13 protein-coding genes are annotated in these 16,208 nt (G+C 67.3%); 3 read left to right on the forward strand and 10 right to left on the reverse strand.

Annotated elements, in window-relative coordinates; all coding sequences use genetic code 11:
- Positions 1 to 22: 22 nt before the first annotated feature.
- Together QQL87_RS15400 and QQL87_RS15405 are read left to right on the forward strand one after the other, a co-directional pair.
- The gene (locus QQL87_RS15400; RefSeq protein ID WP_284419869.1) at positions 23 to 1,312 is read left to right on the forward strand and encodes an efflux RND transporter periplasmic adaptor subunit; all 1,290 of its coding nucleotides are present in this window, start codon (positions 23 to 25) and stop codon (positions 1,310 to 1,312) included.
- Positions 1,312 to 3,273 carry a MacB family efflux pump subunit gene (locus tag QQL87_RS15405; protein WP_284419868.1) on the forward strand — a complete coding sequence of 654 codons (1,962 nt, stop codon included), beginning with the start codon at positions 1,312 to 1,314 and terminating at the stop codon, positions 3,271 to 3,273. The genes QQL87_RS15400 and QQL87_RS15405 overlap by 1 nt, the downstream gene beginning before the upstream one ends.
- Positions 3,274 to 3,602: 329 nt before the next feature.
- On the opposite strand, the gene QQL87_RS15410 is transcribed toward QQL87_RS15405, so the two are convergent.
- The 7 genes from QQL87_RS15410 to asd all read right to left on the reverse strand — a co-directional run bounded on the left by QQL87_RS15410 (position 3,603) and on the right by asd (position 11,482).
- Entirely contained in the window at positions 3,603 to 4,433 is an 831-nt protein-coding gene (locus QQL87_RS15410; RefSeq protein ID WP_284419892.1) for a DUF3313 domain-containing protein, read from the reverse strand.
- 240 nt (positions 4,434 to 4,673) lie between these two features.
- The gene (locus QQL87_RS15415; protein WP_284419867.1) at positions 4,674 to 5,552 is read right to left on the reverse strand and encodes a DMT family transporter; all 879 of its coding nucleotides are present in this window, start codon (positions 5,550 to 5,552) and stop codon (positions 4,674 to 4,676) included.
- 80 nt (positions 5,553 to 5,632) lie between these two features.
- Positions 5,633 to 7,837, reverse strand: coding sequence for a xanthine dehydrogenase family protein molybdopterin-binding subunit (locus QQL87_RS15420; protein ID WP_284419866.1), 2,205 nt, complete (start codon positions 7,835 to 7,837; stop codon positions 5,633 to 5,635).
- Positions 7,838 to 7,841: 4 nt separating this feature from the next.
- Positions 7,842 to 8,858: an FAD binding domain-containing protein gene (locus tag QQL87_RS15425; protein ID WP_284419865.1), complete on the reverse strand. Its 1,017-nt coding sequence runs from the start codon at positions 8,856 to 8,858 to the stop codon at positions 7,842 to 7,844.
- Positions 8,855 to 9,367, reverse strand: coding sequence for a (2Fe-2S)-binding protein (locus QQL87_RS15430; protein WP_284419864.1), 513 nt, complete (start codon positions 9,365 to 9,367; stop codon positions 8,855 to 8,857). The genes QQL87_RS15425 and QQL87_RS15430 overlap by 4 nt, the downstream gene beginning before the upstream one ends.
- Before the next feature lie 151 nt (positions 9,368 to 9,518).
- Positions 9,519 to 10,499, reverse strand: coding sequence for an NUDIX hydrolase (locus QQL87_RS15435; protein WP_284419863.1), 981 nt, complete (start codon positions 10,497 to 10,499; stop codon positions 9,519 to 9,521).
- A 101-nt stretch (positions 10,500 to 10,600) separates the two neighbouring features.
- Complete coding sequence (asd, locus tag QQL87_RS15440) at positions 10,601 to 11,482, reverse strand: archaetidylserine decarboxylase (protein WP_284419861.1); 882 nt, start codon at positions 11,480 to 11,482, stop codon at positions 10,601 to 10,603.
- Between the two features lie 35 nt (positions 11,483 to 11,517).
- On the opposite strand from asd, the gene QQL87_RS15445 reads away from it, so the two are divergent.
- Positions 11,518 to 13,182 carry an aminotransferase class III-fold pyridoxal phosphate-dependent enzyme gene (locus QQL87_RS15445; RefSeq protein ID WP_502871178.1) on the forward strand — a complete coding sequence of 555 codons (1,665 nt, stop codon included), beginning with the start codon at positions 11,518 to 11,520 and terminating at the stop codon, positions 13,180 to 13,182.
- Between the two features lie 352 nt (positions 13,183 to 13,534).
- On the opposite strand, the gene QQL87_RS15450 is transcribed toward QQL87_RS15445, so the two are convergent.
- The 3 genes from QQL87_RS15450 to QQL87_RS15460 form a co-directional block, all read right to left on the reverse strand.
- Positions 13,535 to 14,167, reverse strand: coding sequence for a hypothetical protein (locus tag QQL87_RS15450; protein ID WP_284419860.1), 633 nt, complete (start codon positions 14,165 to 14,167; stop codon positions 13,535 to 13,537).
- Positions 14,168 to 14,295: 128 nt separating this feature from the next.
- Positions 14,296 to 14,985 (reverse strand): class I SAM-dependent methyltransferase, encoded by a 690-nt coding sequence (locus tag QQL87_RS15455; RefSeq protein ID WP_284419859.1) that lies wholly within the window; start codon positions 14,983 to 14,985, stop codon positions 14,296 to 14,298.
- Positions 14,986 to 15,036: 51 nt separating this feature from the next.
- Entirely contained in the window at positions 15,037 to 16,092 is a 1,056-nt protein-coding gene (locus QQL87_RS15460) for a glycosyltransferase family 4 protein (RefSeq protein ID WP_284419858.1), read from the reverse strand.
- Positions 16,093 to 16,208: the final 116 nt, after the last annotated feature.

Below are 16,208 nucleotides of genomic sequence, written 5' to 3' on the forward strand. Positions count from 1 at the left end.
CGAACGATCCCTGAGTGATCCGATGAACGCCCCCCTGCCTCCCATCCGCCCGGTCGCGATCGACGAGAGTCTTTCTCCGCCGCCGCAACCCAAACGAACGCGTCGCCGGCCCTGGCTGATCATCGGCCTGATCGGCGTGCTGGCAGCGGCGGGCCTGCTCGCCAGGCACTATTCGAGCAACCCGAACGCCGGCCTCGCAACGTCCCCCGTCACGATCGGCGACGTCGAGCAGACCGTGCTCGCGACCGGCACGCTGAAGCCGGTCAAGCTGGTCGCGGTCGGTGCCCAGGCCTCGGGCCGGCTCGTCACGCTGAACGTCAGTCTGGGCCAGAAGGTCAAGGCCGGCGACCTGATCGCCGAGATCGACTCGCTGACGCAGCAGAACACGCTGCGGACCAACGAGGCCAGCCTGCGCAATGTCCGCGCCCAGCGCGACGAGAAGCAGGCCGCGCTGGCGCTGGCCGAGGCCAATCTGGCGCGGCAGCAGGTCACGCTGGCGCAGAAGGCTTCGTCGCGCGCGGACTATGACAACGCGGAAGCCACCGTGAAGCAGACCCAGGCGCAGATCGCGCAGCTCGATGCGCAGATCGTCGAGGCCGAGGTCGCGATCGAGACCGCGCGCGTGAACCTTGGCTACACCAAGATCACGGCGCCCATCGACGGCACCGTGCTGTCGATCGTCACCCAGCAGGGCCAGACCGTCAATGCGGTGCAATCGGCGCCGACCATCGTCGTGCTCGGACAGGTCGAGACGATGACCGTGCGCGTGGAGATCTCCGAGGCCGATGTCGTCCGGGTGAGGCCGGGGCAGAACGTCTATTTCACCATCCTCGGCGATCCGGACCGCCGCTACGAGGCGACGCTCGGGTTCATCGAGCCGGCGCCGGAGTCGATCAAGAGCGATTCGAGCTTCTCCTCGAGCTCGACCACGACATCGAGCAGCAGCACGTCCTCGTCGTCGACCTCGTCGGCGATCTACTACAACGGCGTCTTCAACATCGCCAATCCGGAAGGACGGCTGATGACCTACATGACGGCCGAGGTGCACATCCTGCTCGGGGAAGCCCGCAAGGTTCCGACCATTCCGTCGTCCGCGCTCGGCAATGCCAATCCCGATGGCAGCTATACGGTGCGCGTGCTCGACGGCGCGGGCAAGCTGGAGAGGCGCACGGTGCGGATCGGCCTCAACAACAAGATCCGGGCCGAGGTGCAGTCGGGCCTGCGCGAAGGTGAACGGGTCGTGATCTCCACGCCGGACGACGGACCCAAGCGAACCATCATGCCGCCGCCATCCTCCTCCGGAGGTCCGTGATGGCGGAGCTGCTGATCGACCTGCAGAACGTCGGCCGGCGCTATGCCTCCGGTGAGGGCACCGTGCACGCGCTGCGCGGGGTCGACATCCAGATCGCGCGCGGCGAGATGGTCGCCATCATCGGCCAGTCGGGCTCCGGCAAGTCGACGCTGATGAACATCCTCGGCTGCCTCGACCGCCCGACCTCCGGCACCTACCGGATCGCCGGACGCGAGATGGGCTCGCTCGATCCGGATGAGCTGGCCGCGCTGCGGCGCGAGCATTTCGGCTTCATCTTCCAGCGCTATCATCTGCTCGGCGAGCTCACCGCCGCCGAGAATGCCGAGGTGCCGGCCGTCTATGCCGGGCTCGCGCCGGCGGCCCGTCGCGGCAAGGCCGCGGCGCTGCTGCAGCGGCTCGGCATGGGCGGCCGCGCCGGCCATACGCCGGGACAGCTGTCGGGCGGCCAGCAGCAGCGGGTCTCGATCGCGCGTGCGCTGGTCAACGATCCCGACGTGATCCTCGCCGACGAGCCGACCGGCGCGCTCGACCGCGCCAGCGGCGACGAAGTGCTGCGCATCCTCGACGAGATCAGTGCCTCCGGACGCACCGTCATCATCGTCACGCACGACGCCGGCGTCGCGCAGCGCGCCCGGCGCATCATCGAGATCCAGGACGGCCGCGTCATCTCCGACCGGCTCAATCCACGCAGCCCGGCGCACGCTCCGGCCACCGCGGCCGAGGTCCCCACGGCCTCGGCGTCGTCATGGTGGCGCAGCTACCTCGATCGCTTCCGGGAAGCGGCGCGGATGGCGCTGCTCGCGATGAATGCGCACCGGATGCGCGCATTCCTCACCATGCTCGGCATCATCATCGGCGTCGCCTCCGTCGTCCTGGTGCTGGCGCTCGGCAGCGGCTCGCAGGCGAAGGTGCTGAAGGACATCAACCGGCTCGGCACCAACACGCTGGAATTCTTTCCGGGCAAGGATTTCGGCGACACCAAATCCAGCAAGATCAGGACGCTGGTGCTCGGCGATGCCAAGGTCATGGCCCAGCAGCCTTATGTTGACGCGATCTCGCCGACGGTCTCGACCACCAGCACGCTGCGCTACGGCGCGACCGAGGTCAGCGCCCAGATCTCGGGCGTCGGCGAGCAGTATTTCCGCGTCAAGAACACCGAGCTCGCCGAAGGCAGCTATCTCGATGCCGACACCGTCAGGTCCTACGCCCAGGACGCCGTCATCGACGACAATGCGCGCAAGGCGCTGTTCCCCGATCCCGACTTAAGTCCGCTCGGCAGCGTGATCCTGATCGGCAAGGTGCCCTGCCGTATCGTCGGCGTCACCAAGCAGCAGCAGGCCGGCTTCGGCTCCAGCTCGACGCCCATCGTCTATCTGCCCTACACCACGGTGCAGGCGCGCTTCATCGGCAACCAGGTGCTGCGCAGCATCAGCGTCCGCGTCGACGAGGCGACGCCGATGGCCGACGCCGAACGCGCCGCGACGGCGCTGCTGACCGCGCGGCACAACACAAAGGACTTCTTCGTCCTCAACACCGACGACATCCGCAAGACCGTCGAGAGCACGACACAGGTGCTGACCCTGCTGGTTGCGGCGATCGCCGTCATCTCGCTGCTGGTCGGCGGCATCGGCGTCATGAACATCATGCTGGTGTCGGTGTCCGAGCGCGTCGGCGAGATCGGCGTCCGCATGGCGGTCGGTGCCCGCCGCAGCGACATTCTGATGCAGTTCCTGATCGAGGCCGTGCTGGTCTGCCTGCTCGGTGGCGCGCTCGGCCTGGCACTCGCGGTCGGCTTCGGCGTCGTGTTCAACGCCCTCGATGTCGGCTTCCAGCTGATCTACTCGCCGCTCGCCATGGTCGGCTCCGCCGTGATCTCGATGGCGATCGGCATCGGCTTCGGCTACATGCCCGCCCGCAACGCCTCGCGGCTCGACCCGGCCACCGCGCTGGCGCGGGAGTAGTCACCATCTCGCGCGTTCTCGGAGAGCAATCCGAGCCCTTGCCGCGAATGCAGTGCGCCCCCTCTCCCCGTTCTTACGGGGAGAGGGTCGGGGTGAGGGGCAGCTACACGGGAAGTGTAGATTAGTTGGACCCGTTCCCTCACCCGGATGGCGTCACCAGATGCAAGTCGGCGAGCTACAGGTCTCTCCACGGAGACTTCCCGTGCGGCTGCCCCTCACCCCAGCCCTCTCCCCGTAAGAACGGGGAGAGGGATCGCACTGCCGCTTTGGCGAGTGCTCGACTCTCTCTTCCAACTGCGCGGGAGAGCAACGCCCTCCGCGCACCACGCCTACCGCTTCGCCATCTGCGTGCTCGCCTGCGCGTTGTCAGCCGCAGCGCCCTTGTCGACCCATTCGGGCGGTGCGCCGAGCCGGTTGGCGACCATGCCGATCAGGCCGGGATCACGGCCGAAGGCCTCGCACGCTGCGTTCTTCGGCTTGCCGCCGAGAGCGGCGCCGATCCGGTCGATCGACGGAATCTTCGGCGGCTTGCCGAACGGCGTCTCGCCGGTGACCAGCAACTGGCCGAAATCGGCGCTGAACGCGCCGGCGAGATCATAGGCATCGCCGGCCTGCGAGATCACCGGCGAGTTGGTGAACGAGTTGGCGCCGCGCGCCCACACCATCGCCGCCTGCTGCCGGCCCCTGCGGTCGACCGCCTCGGCTTCGATGGTGAGACTGCCGAGCCCGATCGGCAGCCGCGGCACCGGCACGGGCACGCCGAGCGCGCCGGGCACGACCGAGACGACCTTCGAGGCGCCCGCGGCGACCGCATCCGTCGCCGCCACCTGGGTGATGAAGCTGCGCGTGGTCAGATCCGCCCGCTCGTTGGGCGCCACCACGATGAAGCGCTCACTCAGGCTGAGACACAGCGCACGATCCACGGCGTTCGTCACGAGCCGGCGCTGCGGCTCGGCGAGCACGCTCCCGACCTCGCCCGCAAACGTCGTCGGCATGATGCGCACCGTCGACGCCGCGAGCACATTGTCCTTGTTGACGTTGAGCACCGACTTGGCGAGCAGGCCGTCGGACTCCGCCAGCGACCGGTAGGAGGCGAGCGCGCCGCTCTGCGTGATCGGTGCGGTCGCGCAGCCGGACAACCCGATGGCCGCGCACACCATCGCAAGACGCCGAGTGATCACCACCGGTGTGCGCGCTTCCGTGCAAGCTCTGACCGCGATTTTGACCATGCCCGGACCGCCTCACGTTCATCATCGGTCGCCCTCATCCGGGCGGCGCATCCTTCTGCTCCGACAATCCGGACGCCGTGGGGAGGAAGCGTGGAGAGATGTTGCGAAACGGGGCGAAGTGAGGAGACATGGCGGCGATCGTGTCCGCGGTTGGACGCCCGTGCGGCAGACTCACAATCCGCTGGTGATGGCGACAACGCCGGCCACGGCCAGACCAGCGCCCAGCCACGCGGTCGGAGCAGGCCTGAGCCCGGTTTGCCACCACAGCAGCGGAAGGATCATGACGGGAGTCGTCGATGACAGACTGGACACGATTCCAGCGGGCCGGTTGCCGAGGGCAAACAGGACGAGGGTCATGCCGACACCCATCCCGAGCACGCCGCTCAGCGCTGATCGCATCACCACCCATCGGTCCAACGGGAAAGAGCGACGGGCTCCCGGCATGAAGGATGCGGCAATCAGCGCAGCCAGTCCGAAGACAGCGCGAATCGACGTGGCCAACGCCGGGTCTAGACCGGCAGCCATCACTGGCCGCGCCATCAGGACCGCTGCCGCCGCGAACAACGCGGCCGCAAGACCGAACACGAGGCCGGTCCGTAGGGAGCCGTGCGTTTCCTGAGCCATCGCACCAGGCTGTCTGAAGAGGATCGCGACCCAGACCCCGCCCACGATACAGCCCACCCCCAACATCTTGACTGCTGACAGCGTTTCACCGAGCAGCAGATAGCCGAGGACAGCGGCGAACGCTGACCAGCTGGCGTAGACGATGGCGGTGAAGCGGGGTCCCAGCCGGGCGAGCGCAGCATAGAAACAGGAATCGGCGATCACGACGCCGAGCAGGCTCGACGCCGCCAGCATCAGGATCTGATGATCGGACGGCCAGGCCCAGCCTCCTCTCAGCGTCACTACAACCAGCACCGTCAGCAACGCGGCTCCGAGGCGGATCGCGTTGAAGACAACCGGACCGAGCTGACGGACCGCCGAGGGAGCGATGATGTTGCTGACGGCGATGCTGAATGCGGCTGCCAGAGCAGCCAGATCGGAGAACATTAAGCGGCTGCACGTCAGGCACTGGACGATCGGACCGTCCTCTCATCATGGTCCGCGCATCGCAAGGGGTCAAGACTGGCTCACCCCATCAGCTTGTCCAGCGTGATCGGCAGGTCGCGGATGCGCTTGCCGGTGGCGTGATAGACCGCGTTGGCGATCGCGGCGGCGACACCGACGATGCCGATCTCGCCGAGGCCCTTGATCCCCATCTTGTTGATGATGCGGTCCTCCTCCTCGACGAAGATCACCTCGATGTCATGGACGTCGGCGTTCACCGGCATGTGATATTCGGCGATGTTGGCATTCATGATCCGGCCGAACCGGTGGTCGATCATTGCCTCTTCATGCAGCGCCATGCCGATGCCCATGACGACGCCGCCCATGATCTGGCTCGTCGCGGTCTTGGTGTTGAGGATGCGCCCCGCCGCGACGGCATTGACGATGCGCGTGACCCTGACGATGCCGAGCTCCTCGTCGACCTTCACTTCCGCGAACAGAGCCGAATGGGTGTTGTGGGCGTGCTTGTCGTCGTCCTCGAACTCCGAGCCGCGCTCCCTCGTGATCCGGTCCATGCCGCCACGGCGCATGATGTCGGCCATCGCGACGGAGCGGCTGCGGTCCGCAATGGCGACGACGGCCCCCTCCGCCAGCGTCACCTCGTCAGGCGTGAGCCCTTGCAGCGGCGACCCCGGCATCACTTGTGCGATCTTCAGTAGCTCGGCACGGATGTCGTCCGCCGCATTGACGATGGCGTGCGAGATCGAGGCTGCGGTCCACGAGCCGCCCTCGACCGGCGCCTTCGGCAAGGTGGAATCACCGAGCTTGACGGTAATGCTGTCGAGCGGCACGCCGAGCATGTCGGCCGCGACCTGCGCCATGATCGTGTAGGTGCCGGTGCCGATGTCGGAGGTCGCGCTGGCGACCTCGACATGACCGTTGGCCGTCATTACGATGCGGGTCGCGAACGGCATCTGCAGCGCCTCCCAGACGCCGCTGGCCATCCCCCAGCCGACCAGCTCGCGGCCGTCGCGCATCGCGCGCGGCTCCGGATTGCGCTTCGACCAGCCGAAGCGATCGGCACCCTGCTGATAGGCCTCTCTCAGCCGCTTGCTGGAGAACGGCAGGTCCTTGTCCTGGTCGCGCTCGGAATAGCAGCGCAGCCGCAGCTGCAGCGGATCCATCTGCAGCGCGACGGCAAGCTCGTCCATCGCGCATTCGAGGCCGTAAACGCCTGTGGCGGCGCCCGGGCCGCGCATGTCACCGGGGGTCGGCAGGTCGAGCTTCGCCAGCCGATGCGTGGCGCGCGAATTGTCGGACGTGTAGAGGACCTCGCCCCAGCCGATGTCGTTGCGCGAGAACGCTTCGTGCTGCGAGGTCATCGCGATGGCCTCATGGCTGAGCGCGGCCAGGGCGCCATCCTGGCTGGCGCCGAGCGCCAGCCGTTCGATCGTCGCCGGGCGATAGCACAGGCCATACATCTGGGCCCGGCTGAGCACGACGCGCACTGCGCGCTTCAGCTTCAGCGCCGCCATGGCGGCCAGCACGACCTGATATTGCGGGCGCAGGCCGGAGCCGAACGCACCGCCGACAAACGGCGACATCACCTGGACGTCGTCCTCCTTCAGCTCGAACACGCTGCAGACATAGCGCTGCACGTTCTGCACGCCCTGGGTCTTGTCGTGGACCACGAGCCTGCCACCCTCGCGCCAGAGCACGGTGGAGGCGTAGAGCTCCATGGGATTGTGATACTCCATCGGAATGCCGTAGTCGGCCTCATGTCGCACGGCGGCGCCGGCGAGCGCGCGGGCTGCATCGCCGCGCGGCTTGATCGGCTTGTCGACCTTGCAAGCCTGCTCACGCTGCGCCTGCAGATCGGTGGCGAAGCTCTCGGCCCGATAGTCGATATCCACCAGCGTCGCCGCAAAGCGCGCGGTGTCCTCGTCCTCGGCGACGACGAGCGCGACCGGCTGGAAGTTGAAATGCACCCTGTCATCATGCAGCGGACGGAACGGCGCGCCGTCCTCCGGCGCGACCTCGTCGCGATAGGCCTCGTCCGTGTCGGCCATGCGGACCCGATTGGCATGAGTCAGGACGTCGATGACGCCATCGACCGCGCGGGCGCGGCTGGCATCGATCCTGACGATCCGGCCCTTCGGAATCGTGGAGCTGACCACGACGCCGAAGGCGAGATCCGGCGCGGTGAACTCGGCGGCGTATTTGGCTGATCCAGTGACCTTGGCGGGGCCGTCGACGCGGGAGGTGGCTGTGCCGATATGAGCGGTCATGTCGTCACCGGATCGTCTTGATGGATTGAATCTGCGGCGTTGCGTTCGCCGCCTGTGTCAGCGTGCGGATGATGGCGCGGCGGGCGAGCGGGATCTTGAAGGCGTTGTGCGCATGGGCATGGGCGTCCTCGAGCAGGACGTCCGCCGCGCGGCCGAACGCCTCGGCATCGGGCGCCTGCGCCCGCAGGACGGCTTCCGCAGCGTCGCTGCGCCAGGGCTTGTGGGCGACACCGCCGAGCGCGAGCCGGGCGTGGCGGATGCGGCCGCCGTCAAGCTCGAGCGCTGCGGCGACCGAGACCAGTGCGAACGCGTAGGACAGCCGGTCACGGATCTTGAGATAGCTGTGGTTGGCAGCAAAACCCTGCACCGGCAGCGCGATGGCCGTGATGATCTCGTCCGCGCGCAACGTGTTGTCGAGATCAGGCCGGTCACCAGGCAGGCGGTGGAAGTCGGCGAAGGCGATCGCGCGCTCGCCCTGCGCGCCGGTGACATGCACCGTGGCGTCCAGCGCGGCCAGCGCCACGCACATGTCCGAGGGGTGGGTGGCGATGCAGTCGGCGCTGGCGCCGAGAATCGCATGGTTGCGGTTGAGGCCTCCGACCGCCGCGCAGCCAGCGCCGGGCGTGCGCTTGTTGCAGGGTGTCGCGACATCATAGAAATAGGCGCAGCGGGTCCGCTGCAGCAGATTGCCGCCGGTCGAGGCCATGTTGCGCAGCTGTGCCGAGGCGCCGGCGAGAATCGCGCTCGCCAGCAGCGGATAGCGGCGCTCGATCACGGGGTGATAGGCCAGCGTGCTGTTCGGAACGAGGGCGCCGATCCTGACGCCGCCGGTCGAGGTCTCCTCCACCGTCGTCAGCGGCAGGCGGCTGATGTCGATCAGCCGGCGCGGCTGCTCGACGTGATACTTCATCAGGTCGATGAGATTGGTGCCGCCGGCGATGAATTTGGCATCCGGCATCGCCGCCTTCAGCTTGACGGCCTCGGCGATGTCGCCGGCGCGGGCATAGTCGAAACTGTTCATCGGCCGCCTCCCATCGCCTGCTCGATCGCGCCGACGATGTTCGGATAGGCGCCGCAGCGGCAGATGTTTCCGCTCATCAGCTCGCGGATCTCCTCCCGCGTCGTCGCCCTGCCCTCGGCGATCAGGCCGGCAGCCGAGCAGATCTGGCCCGGCGTGCAATAGCCGCATTGGAAGGCGTCATGATCGATGAAGGCCTGCTGCAAGGGATGCAGTTCGCCGCCCCTCGCGAGGCCCTCGATGGTGGTGATCTCGGCGCCGTCCCTCATGACTGCGAGCGTCAGGCAGGACAGTACGCGGCGGCCGTCGATCAGCACGGTGCAGGCGCCGCACTGGCCGTGGTCGCAGCCCTTCTTGGTGCCGGTGAGATCGAGATGATCGCGCAGCAGATCGAGCAGCGTGGTCCAGGGGGCCACCGACAGCGTCCGGGAGTCGCCATTGATCCGAAGCGTCAGGGATAGCGGTGCGGGTTTGACGGGCGCGGCGGCCTCACGGGATGAAGGCGGGCTCATGCGGGGCTCTCCAGGTGGCGGACCCGCGTCAACCGGCAATGGCGGAATTGGTTCAAAGCGAATGCCCGCCGAGGCGACGCAGGGCATGGCGACGCCCGCGCAAGGGCGTTCCGACTAACCGTCGTTGCTCGATCGGTGTTGGCTGAAGGGCTCAGGCGGCGCGGCCGAGCCAGGCCCGCATTTTCTGCGCCAAGCTGCGGCGACGGCCCTCCGCGCCATCTCCGGCCGCGGCCGCCTCGTCCGAGCGCTGTGCCATCCCAGCACCGGCGTTCGGCGATTCCGATGGCGCGATCCCGGACCGCGCCTTCTCATCCGTGTCGGCCGCGGCGGACGCCGGAACGAGCGACTTGATCGCAGCCGCCACCGCCTCGACCCGCTCGACATGCGCCGAGAGCTCGACGGTCGCGGCGGGGAACGGAGCCGGTGACGTCTCCGACGCGGCGGCCTCGGCGGCGGGCGACACAGCGCCGGCGTCCGCATCGGACGGCTGCGTTGCGACCACTGGCTGCTCGGCCGCGGACACGGCCTCCGCGGGTGCGACCACCTCGGGGACGGCCGTCTCCATCGCCGGCTCAGGCGTCGGCTTCGCGGTGACGCGGGTGCGGCGCTTCTTGACCGCTGCGGGCTTGTCGGCGGCGCTGATGTCGCCCACGGCGGCGTCCGCATCGGCAGCCGGTCTTGCAGCGAACTCCTCGGCCGCCGGCTTGGCCTTGGTCTTGCGGATCAGGCCCGCCAGCGCGTAGGGCCCGACGGTCTCCAGGAACGTTCGCTCGTGATCGCGCGACAGCCGTTCCACGGCGGCGTCGAGCGGCAGCCAGTCGACGGCGCGGACGTCGTCCATCAGCGGATGCGACGGCTCGCTGGCCGCCTCCATGCGCCAATAGTGCACCACCTTGGAACGCGTGCCGGTGTCATGGACCAGCGTGCCGAGGAATTCGTGCACCGTCACCTTGTGGCCGGTCTCCTCCAGCACTTCGCGCTTGGCCGCGTCGCGCGGCGTCTCGCCGTCGTCGAGCTTGCCCTTCGGCAGCACCCATTCGTCGCGCTTGCGCAGGCGCACGACCGCGATGCGCGGCGGTTGCTCCCGCCGCAGCACGATGCCGCCTGCTGCCATGATCGGCGTTCTCGCCATCGCCTCTCCCATGCCGCGGGTTGCAACCCGCCGATTCGCCAGTTCAACGCCAGGATATGGTGACGCGCAACGGCGAAATCGAGATTCCCGTCGTGCCCGCGTCACATTGGGCCGGCGGCGACGCGCCTGCGCCACAGTGGCTGGCCGGCGCGGATACGCGCGCCCTCGGCGACGTTCGGGCAGAACGTGAACTCGCCGGGCGCGAGCAGGATGATGGTCGAGCCATGCTCGAACCATCCGAGCTCATCGCCCTTGCGCACATTGTCGTGACACGGATAGGCGAGCGGCCGCTCGGTCTGCGCGTTCAATACGCGATCGAGCGCGTGCAGCCGGATGCTCGCGACCAGGATCGCGGCGACCGGCACGATCGTGAACGGCTCGCCGGTGGCGAGATGGGTGCGGATCACCGCGCGCTCGTTCTTGCAGAACAGCCGCTCGACGCGCTTCAGCGCGATCGGATTGACGTTCCAGACGTCGCCATGGATCAGGCTGACATGTTCGAGCGTCATGTCGGCCGGCGCATGGAAGCGGTGATACATGCTCGAGGTCAGCCGCAGCGTGACGAAGCAGCCGTTGCGATGGGTGTCGACGACGGCGGGATCGGCGACGAGGTCACGCAACGCATAGGGCGCGCCCTTGATCTGATACAGCTCGCCGTCCCTGATCAGGCCGTGCGCGCCGATGATGCCGTCGGACGGGCTGGTCACGATCGCAGGATCGGGATCGAACGGCCGCAGGCCAGGCTTCAGCTCGCGCGTGAAGCAGGCGTGCAGGCTCTTGAAATGCGCCTCCTTGGCCTCGGAGAGGTCGAGGTCGGAGAACAGCTTCCATAGCGCGATCGAGGCGTCGCGGACGAGCGGGTTCTCGATCTTGGAGAACCAGCCCATGAAGCGGGTCAGCGCGGCGCGCGGCACGCGGTTGGTGAGCAGGAAGTTGAGGTCTTCCTGTTGGGTGACGGCGGCGATCAGGCTTTTGACTGTCATGAATCTGTCAGCAGGAGGGGTTAGCGCTGGTGGACATGATGGAAAACTCGATTCCTTATGTATCGCTGGCCGTCGGCGCCGCTGTGACAGCCGCCGTCGCCCCGAAAGTCACCGCGCGGATCGCGCTGTCGCGCGCCAAGCACCGTTCGCTGGCGGGGCATTCCAAGATGTCGCGCCGGATCTCCAAGCTGATCCCGCGCTACGAGTTCGGAAACGACAAGTTCTTCTGCTCCGACGGCGCGCCGCCGGACATCGCGACCAGACGCCAGGACGGCTTCTTTCGGCTCGGCGCGCTGTTCCAGGACAAGTTCGCCAAGAGCCGCGCGCTGACCACCGAAGCCGCGAGCCGCATCTCCGACCTGCAGTTCACCCAGAGCTACAGGGTGCCGTTCCAGTACAGCCGGCTGGTCAAGGAGCAGCTCGGCGCCGGCTCGTTCATGCAGGCGTCGTCGGGCGTCACCATCACCGATCTCGACGGCAACCAGTTCTACGACCTCGCCGGCTCCTACGGCGTCAACATCTTCGGCTACGACTTCTACAAGGAGTGCATCGCAGCCGCGGAGCGGCGCGCGCAGGCGCTCGGCCCGGTGCTCGGGCTGTATCATCCGGTCGTCGCCGACAATGTGAAGCGCCTGACCGAATTGTCCGGGATGGACGAGGTCTCGTTCCACATGTCCGGCACCGAGGCCGTCATGCAGGCGGTGCGGCTCGCCCGCTACCACACCGGCCGCAGCCATCTGGTGCGCTTTGCCGGCGCCTATCACGGCTGGTGGGGCGACGTGCAGCCCGGCGTCGGCAATCCGATCGCGCCGCACGAGACCTACACGCTGGCCGAGATGTCCGAGCGCACGCTGCATGTTCTGCGCACGCGGCGCGACATCGCCTGCGTGCTGGTCAACCCGCTGCAGGCGCTGCATCCGAACGGCAATGCGCCCGGCGATTCGGCGCTGGTCGATTCCTCGCGCAAGGGCAACTACGACCGCGACGCCTACACCGCCTGGCTGAAGCAGCTGCGCGAGGTCTGTACAGAACGCGGCATCGTGCTGCTGTTCGACGAGGTGTTCCTGGGCTTCCGGCTCGCGCCCGGTGGCGCCCAGGAGTATTTCGGCGTCAAGGCGGACATGGTGACCTACGGCAAGAGCCTCGGCGGCGGCCTGCCGATCGGCGTGGTCTGCGGCAAGAAGGAGTACATGCGCCGCTTCCGCGACGACCGGCCGGCCGACATCTGCTTCGCCCGCGGCACCTTCAACTCGCATCCCTACGTGATGGCGGCGATGGACGAGTTCCTGAGCCGGCTCGACAGCCCGAACTTCCGCACCATCTATGACGGCCTCGATGCGACCTGGAACGGCCGTGCCAGCGAGCTCAACGCCATGCTGACCGAGCGCGACCTGCCGGTGCGCGTGTCCAATCTGCAGTCGATCTGGCTGGTCGAGTACACCGTGCCGTCGCGCTACAACTGGATGCTGCAATACTATCTGCGCGCCGAGGGCCTGGCGCTGAGCTGGGTCGGCACCGGCCGCTTCATCTTCAGCCTCAACTACACCGATGCGGATTTCGCCGAGGTCACGAGGCGATTCGTCGCCGCGGCGGAGACGATGAAGCAGGACGGCTGGTGGTGGAACGACGGCACGCTCACCAACAAGGCCATCAAGCGCCAGATCCTGAAGGAGATGCTCGGCGCCGTGGTCGGGCGCTGAGGCCGCTGCCCCCCTTGTTTGAAGGGGCAGCGCTATCGCATATGACGATCGCAGTTTTGCGCTCGTCTGTCCCCACGTCGTCATGGCCGGGCTTGTCCCGGCCATCCACGTCGGTCGGCACGCTGGGAACCACGTGGATGCCCGGGACAAGCCCGGGCATGACGGCGTAACCAACTTGCAGGACCGTTGGTCGCGACGGCACTTTATCTCCATATGCGATAACCCTGCTCCTGCAAGGGAGGATGACGCCGCCGCTTCGGCTACGTCGGCGATTGAACTCACTTGGGGTCCCCACAAACACCGATGCCCGGGACCGGCCCGGGCATCGCGCATGTCTGACGCAGCGGCCGGTTCAGGCGTGCTGCTCCTCGAGGCCCTCGCCGATCAGATCCAGGCCCGGATCGATCAGCTCGCCGCGCAGCAGCGCGATCGGGGCCTTGCGGTAGAGCATGAAGTCGTTGAACGGATCGGTGAGGATCTTGGTCATCCAGACGAGGCCGGTCTCGACGTCGCGGATGAAGAAGAGATGCACGGTGCGGAACACGAGGCCGCCGACGCCGATCACGAGCCAGAGCTTGGCGGTCTCGCGGGCGAAATCCGTCGCCGAGGTCCACGGCGTGAGGAAGCCGAAGAAGGACGGCTGCAGATAGAGCACGACCGGCGCCGCGGCCCAGATCGACATCAGCACCACCTTGCGCTGCAGATTGTAGCCGACCTTGATCTCTTCCTTGTGCTCGTGGGTCGCCTGGTTGACGTGGTCGTAGCCCTTCGGCTCGAAGAAGAAATGTCCGGCCTGGCGCGAGGTCATCGAGACCAGCCAGCCGATCAGCGCCGAGACCAGCGGATCGAACACCATCATGACATAGGCGATCATGAAGCTGACCGCGCTCACGAAGTGCAGGCTCTGATTGATGCGGCTGTGATGATAGTAGCGATGGTCGTCCCAGCGCTGGATCCGCAGCTGCTCCAGGAAATGCTTGATCATGGTTGCTCCGAAGACTGAGTTGCAAGGCGTGTACGGGAATTCGATGTAGGTGATGTGACGATATCGAGATGTCACATGTCAGGACGCACGAACGCGGAACATGGCACGCGCCGGAGACGTGCCGCGGCTCAGGCCGCGGCGGCGCGCTCCAGCTTGCGGAAGCGGACCAGCGAGAAGTGGCCGAGCGGCGGAATCAGCCGGCGCTCCACCAGCTCCATGCTGTCAGCACCGGCAAGCCAGCGCATGTAGCGCGACCAGCCAAACTCGGCGGTGCGGAAGCCGAGCTTGCGCACCACCGGCTGCAGCGCCTGCTCGATGACCCGGCGCAGGCCGTCATCGGCGCTCACGCGGGTGAGGATGATCAGCTCGCCGCCGGGACGCAGCACGCGGGCGAACTCGTCGAGCGCGACTTCCGGATTCGGCACCGCGGTGACGACATATTGCGCCATCACGACGTCGAAGGAATCATCGGCAAAGTCGAGGTTCTCGGCGTCCATCACCGCGAGGCCCTCGACGTTCTTCAGCCGCTGCTCGGCGACGCGCCGCATCGCCTTGCCGAGCATCGCCTCGGAGATGTCGGTGCCGAACACGCGGACGTGCGGCGCGTAGAGCGGCAGCGAGATGCCGGTGCCGACGCCGACCTCGAGCACGCGCCCGCCGAGCTTGTTGGTGGCCGATATCGCGGCCTTGCGGCCCTTCTCGAACACGCCGCCGAACACGAGGTCATAGATCGGCGCCCAGCGGTCATAGGCCTGCTCGACCTGCTCGCGGTCGAAATCGAGCTCCCGCGCGCCGTCGAGCTTCATGGTTTCTGCCATCGTTACATCTCACTACGGTTTGGAATGATTGGAGTGATGCAAAATTCGCCGTCAGCCGCGCACCGCGCTCTGGCCGGCCAGGATCGGCGCAGGACGCACGACACGCGCCGGCTGCAGCACCGCGAGATTGCCGATGAACTGCCGCGCGCTGTTCTCCCAGGAGCGGTCGAGCGCGAACGCCCGGCAGTCCGCGCGCGACATCGTCAGCGCCTTCAGGCAGGCCGCGCGCAGGTCCCAGTCGATCGCGCCGATCGGATGATCGGCGATGACGTCGAGCGGGCCCGTGACGGGAAATGCCGCGACGGGCGTGCCGCAGGCGAGTGATTCCAGCTGCACGACGCCGAATGTGTCGGTCAGGCTCGGGAATACGAACACGTCGGCCGCCGCCATATGCGCCGTCAGATCCGCGCCGGTCTTCTCGCCGAGGAAATGCGCCGCCGGAAATTTGCGCGCGAGCTCCGCCTTCTGGGGACCGTCGCCGACCACGACCTTCGAGCCGGGCAGATCGAGCGACAGGAAAGCCTCGAGATTCTTCTCGACCGCCACGCGGCCGACGCTCATGAACACCGGGCGCGGCAGGTCGAGCGCCGCAGGCGCGTCCGGATTGAACAGCCTGGTATCAACGCCGCGGGTCCAGAAGCCGAGCCGCTTGAAGCCGCGCGTCGCGAGCTCCTGCTTCAGCGAATTCGTTGCCACCATGGTCATCGCGGCCGCGTCGTGGAAGCGGCGCATCACCCAGTAGCCGACGGCGTCGGGAATTCCGGTACGCACCGAGACGTATTCCGGGAAGCGCGTCGTGTAGGATGTCGTGAACGGCAGGCCGTGGCGCAGGCAGTAGCGGCGCACCGCCCAGCCGATCGTGCCTTCGGTCGCGATGTGAATCGCGTCCGGCGCAGCCGCCTCGATGCGGCGGGCGATCTCACCAGCCCCGGTGATCGCCAGCCGCAGGCCCGGATAGGTCGGCACCGCGAAGGACGGGAAGCCCTCCGGCGTGAGGAAGGTGATGTCGGCGCCGAGGCCCGCGGCTGCGCGCGCCAGCGATGTCAGCGTGCGCACCACGCCATTGACCTGCGGGTGCCAGGCGTCGGTTGCGATTAAGATCCTCATAAGGCGATCCGGAAAGTTGCAGCGATTCTGAACGGCCGCAAATTCCGACATTGTTATTTCAGGCGTGTGACGTCATCGAACTGTCGAAGGTTGTTTTTGCGGCCATCCACGGCGGA

This window comes from Bradyrhizobium sp. SSBR45G (genome assembly GCF_030159255.1).
Taxonomy (GTDB): domain Bacteria; phylum Pseudomonadota; class Alphaproteobacteria; order Rhizobiales; family Xanthobacteraceae; genus Bradyrhizobium.

Excerpts from the sequence above, each read along its gene's own strand:
- QQL87_RS15400 (WP_284419869.1), top strand. The coding sequence starts at position 23 with ATGAACGCCCCCCTGCCTCCCATCCGCCCGGTCGCGATCGACGAGAGT.
- QQL87_RS15405 (WP_284419868.1), top strand. The coding sequence starts at position 1,312 with ATGGCGGAGCTGCTGATCGACCTGCAGAACGTCGGCCGGCGCTATGCC.
- QQL87_RS15410 (WP_284419892.1), bottom strand. The coding sequence starts at position 4,433 with ATGGTGTGCGCGGCCATCGGGTTGTCCGGCTGCGCGACCGCACCGATC.
- QQL87_RS15415 (WP_284419867.1), bottom strand. The coding sequence starts at position 5,552 with ATGTTCTCCGATCTGGCTGCTCTGGCAGCCGCATTCAGCATCGCCGTC.
- QQL87_RS15420 (WP_284419866.1), bottom strand. The coding sequence starts at position 7,837 with ATGACCGCTCATATCGGCACAGCCACCTCCCGCGTCGACGGCCCCGCC.
- QQL87_RS15425 (WP_284419865.1), bottom strand. The coding sequence starts at position 8,858 with ATGAACAGTTTCGACTATGCCCGCGCCGGCGACATCGCCGAGGCCGTC.
- QQL87_RS15430 (WP_284419864.1), bottom strand. The coding sequence starts at position 9,367 with ATGAGCCCGCCTTCATCCCGTGAGGCCGCCGCGCCCGTCAAACCCGCA.
- QQL87_RS15435 (WP_284419863.1), bottom strand. The coding sequence starts at position 10,499 with ATGGCGAGAACGCCGATCATGGCAGCAGGCGGCATCGTGCTGCGGCGG.
- asd (WP_284419861.1), bottom strand. The coding sequence starts at position 11,482 with ATGACAGTCAAAAGCCTGATCGCCGCCGTCACCCAACAGGAAGACCTC.
- QQL87_RS15445 (WP_502871178.1), top strand. The coding sequence starts at position 11,518 with ATGATGGAAAACTCGATTCCTTATGTATCGCTGGCCGTCGGCGCCGCT.
- QQL87_RS15450 (WP_284419860.1), bottom strand. The coding sequence starts at position 14,167 with ATGATCAAGCATTTCCTGGAGCAGCTGCGGATCCAGCGCTGGGACGAC.
- QQL87_RS15455 (WP_284419859.1), bottom strand. The coding sequence starts at position 14,985 with ATGGCAGAAACCATGAAGCTCGACGGCGCGCGGGAGCTCGATTTCGAC.
- QQL87_RS15460 (WP_284419858.1), bottom strand. The coding sequence starts at position 16,092 with ATGAGGATCTTAATCGCAACCGACGCCTGGCACCCGCAGGTCAATGGC.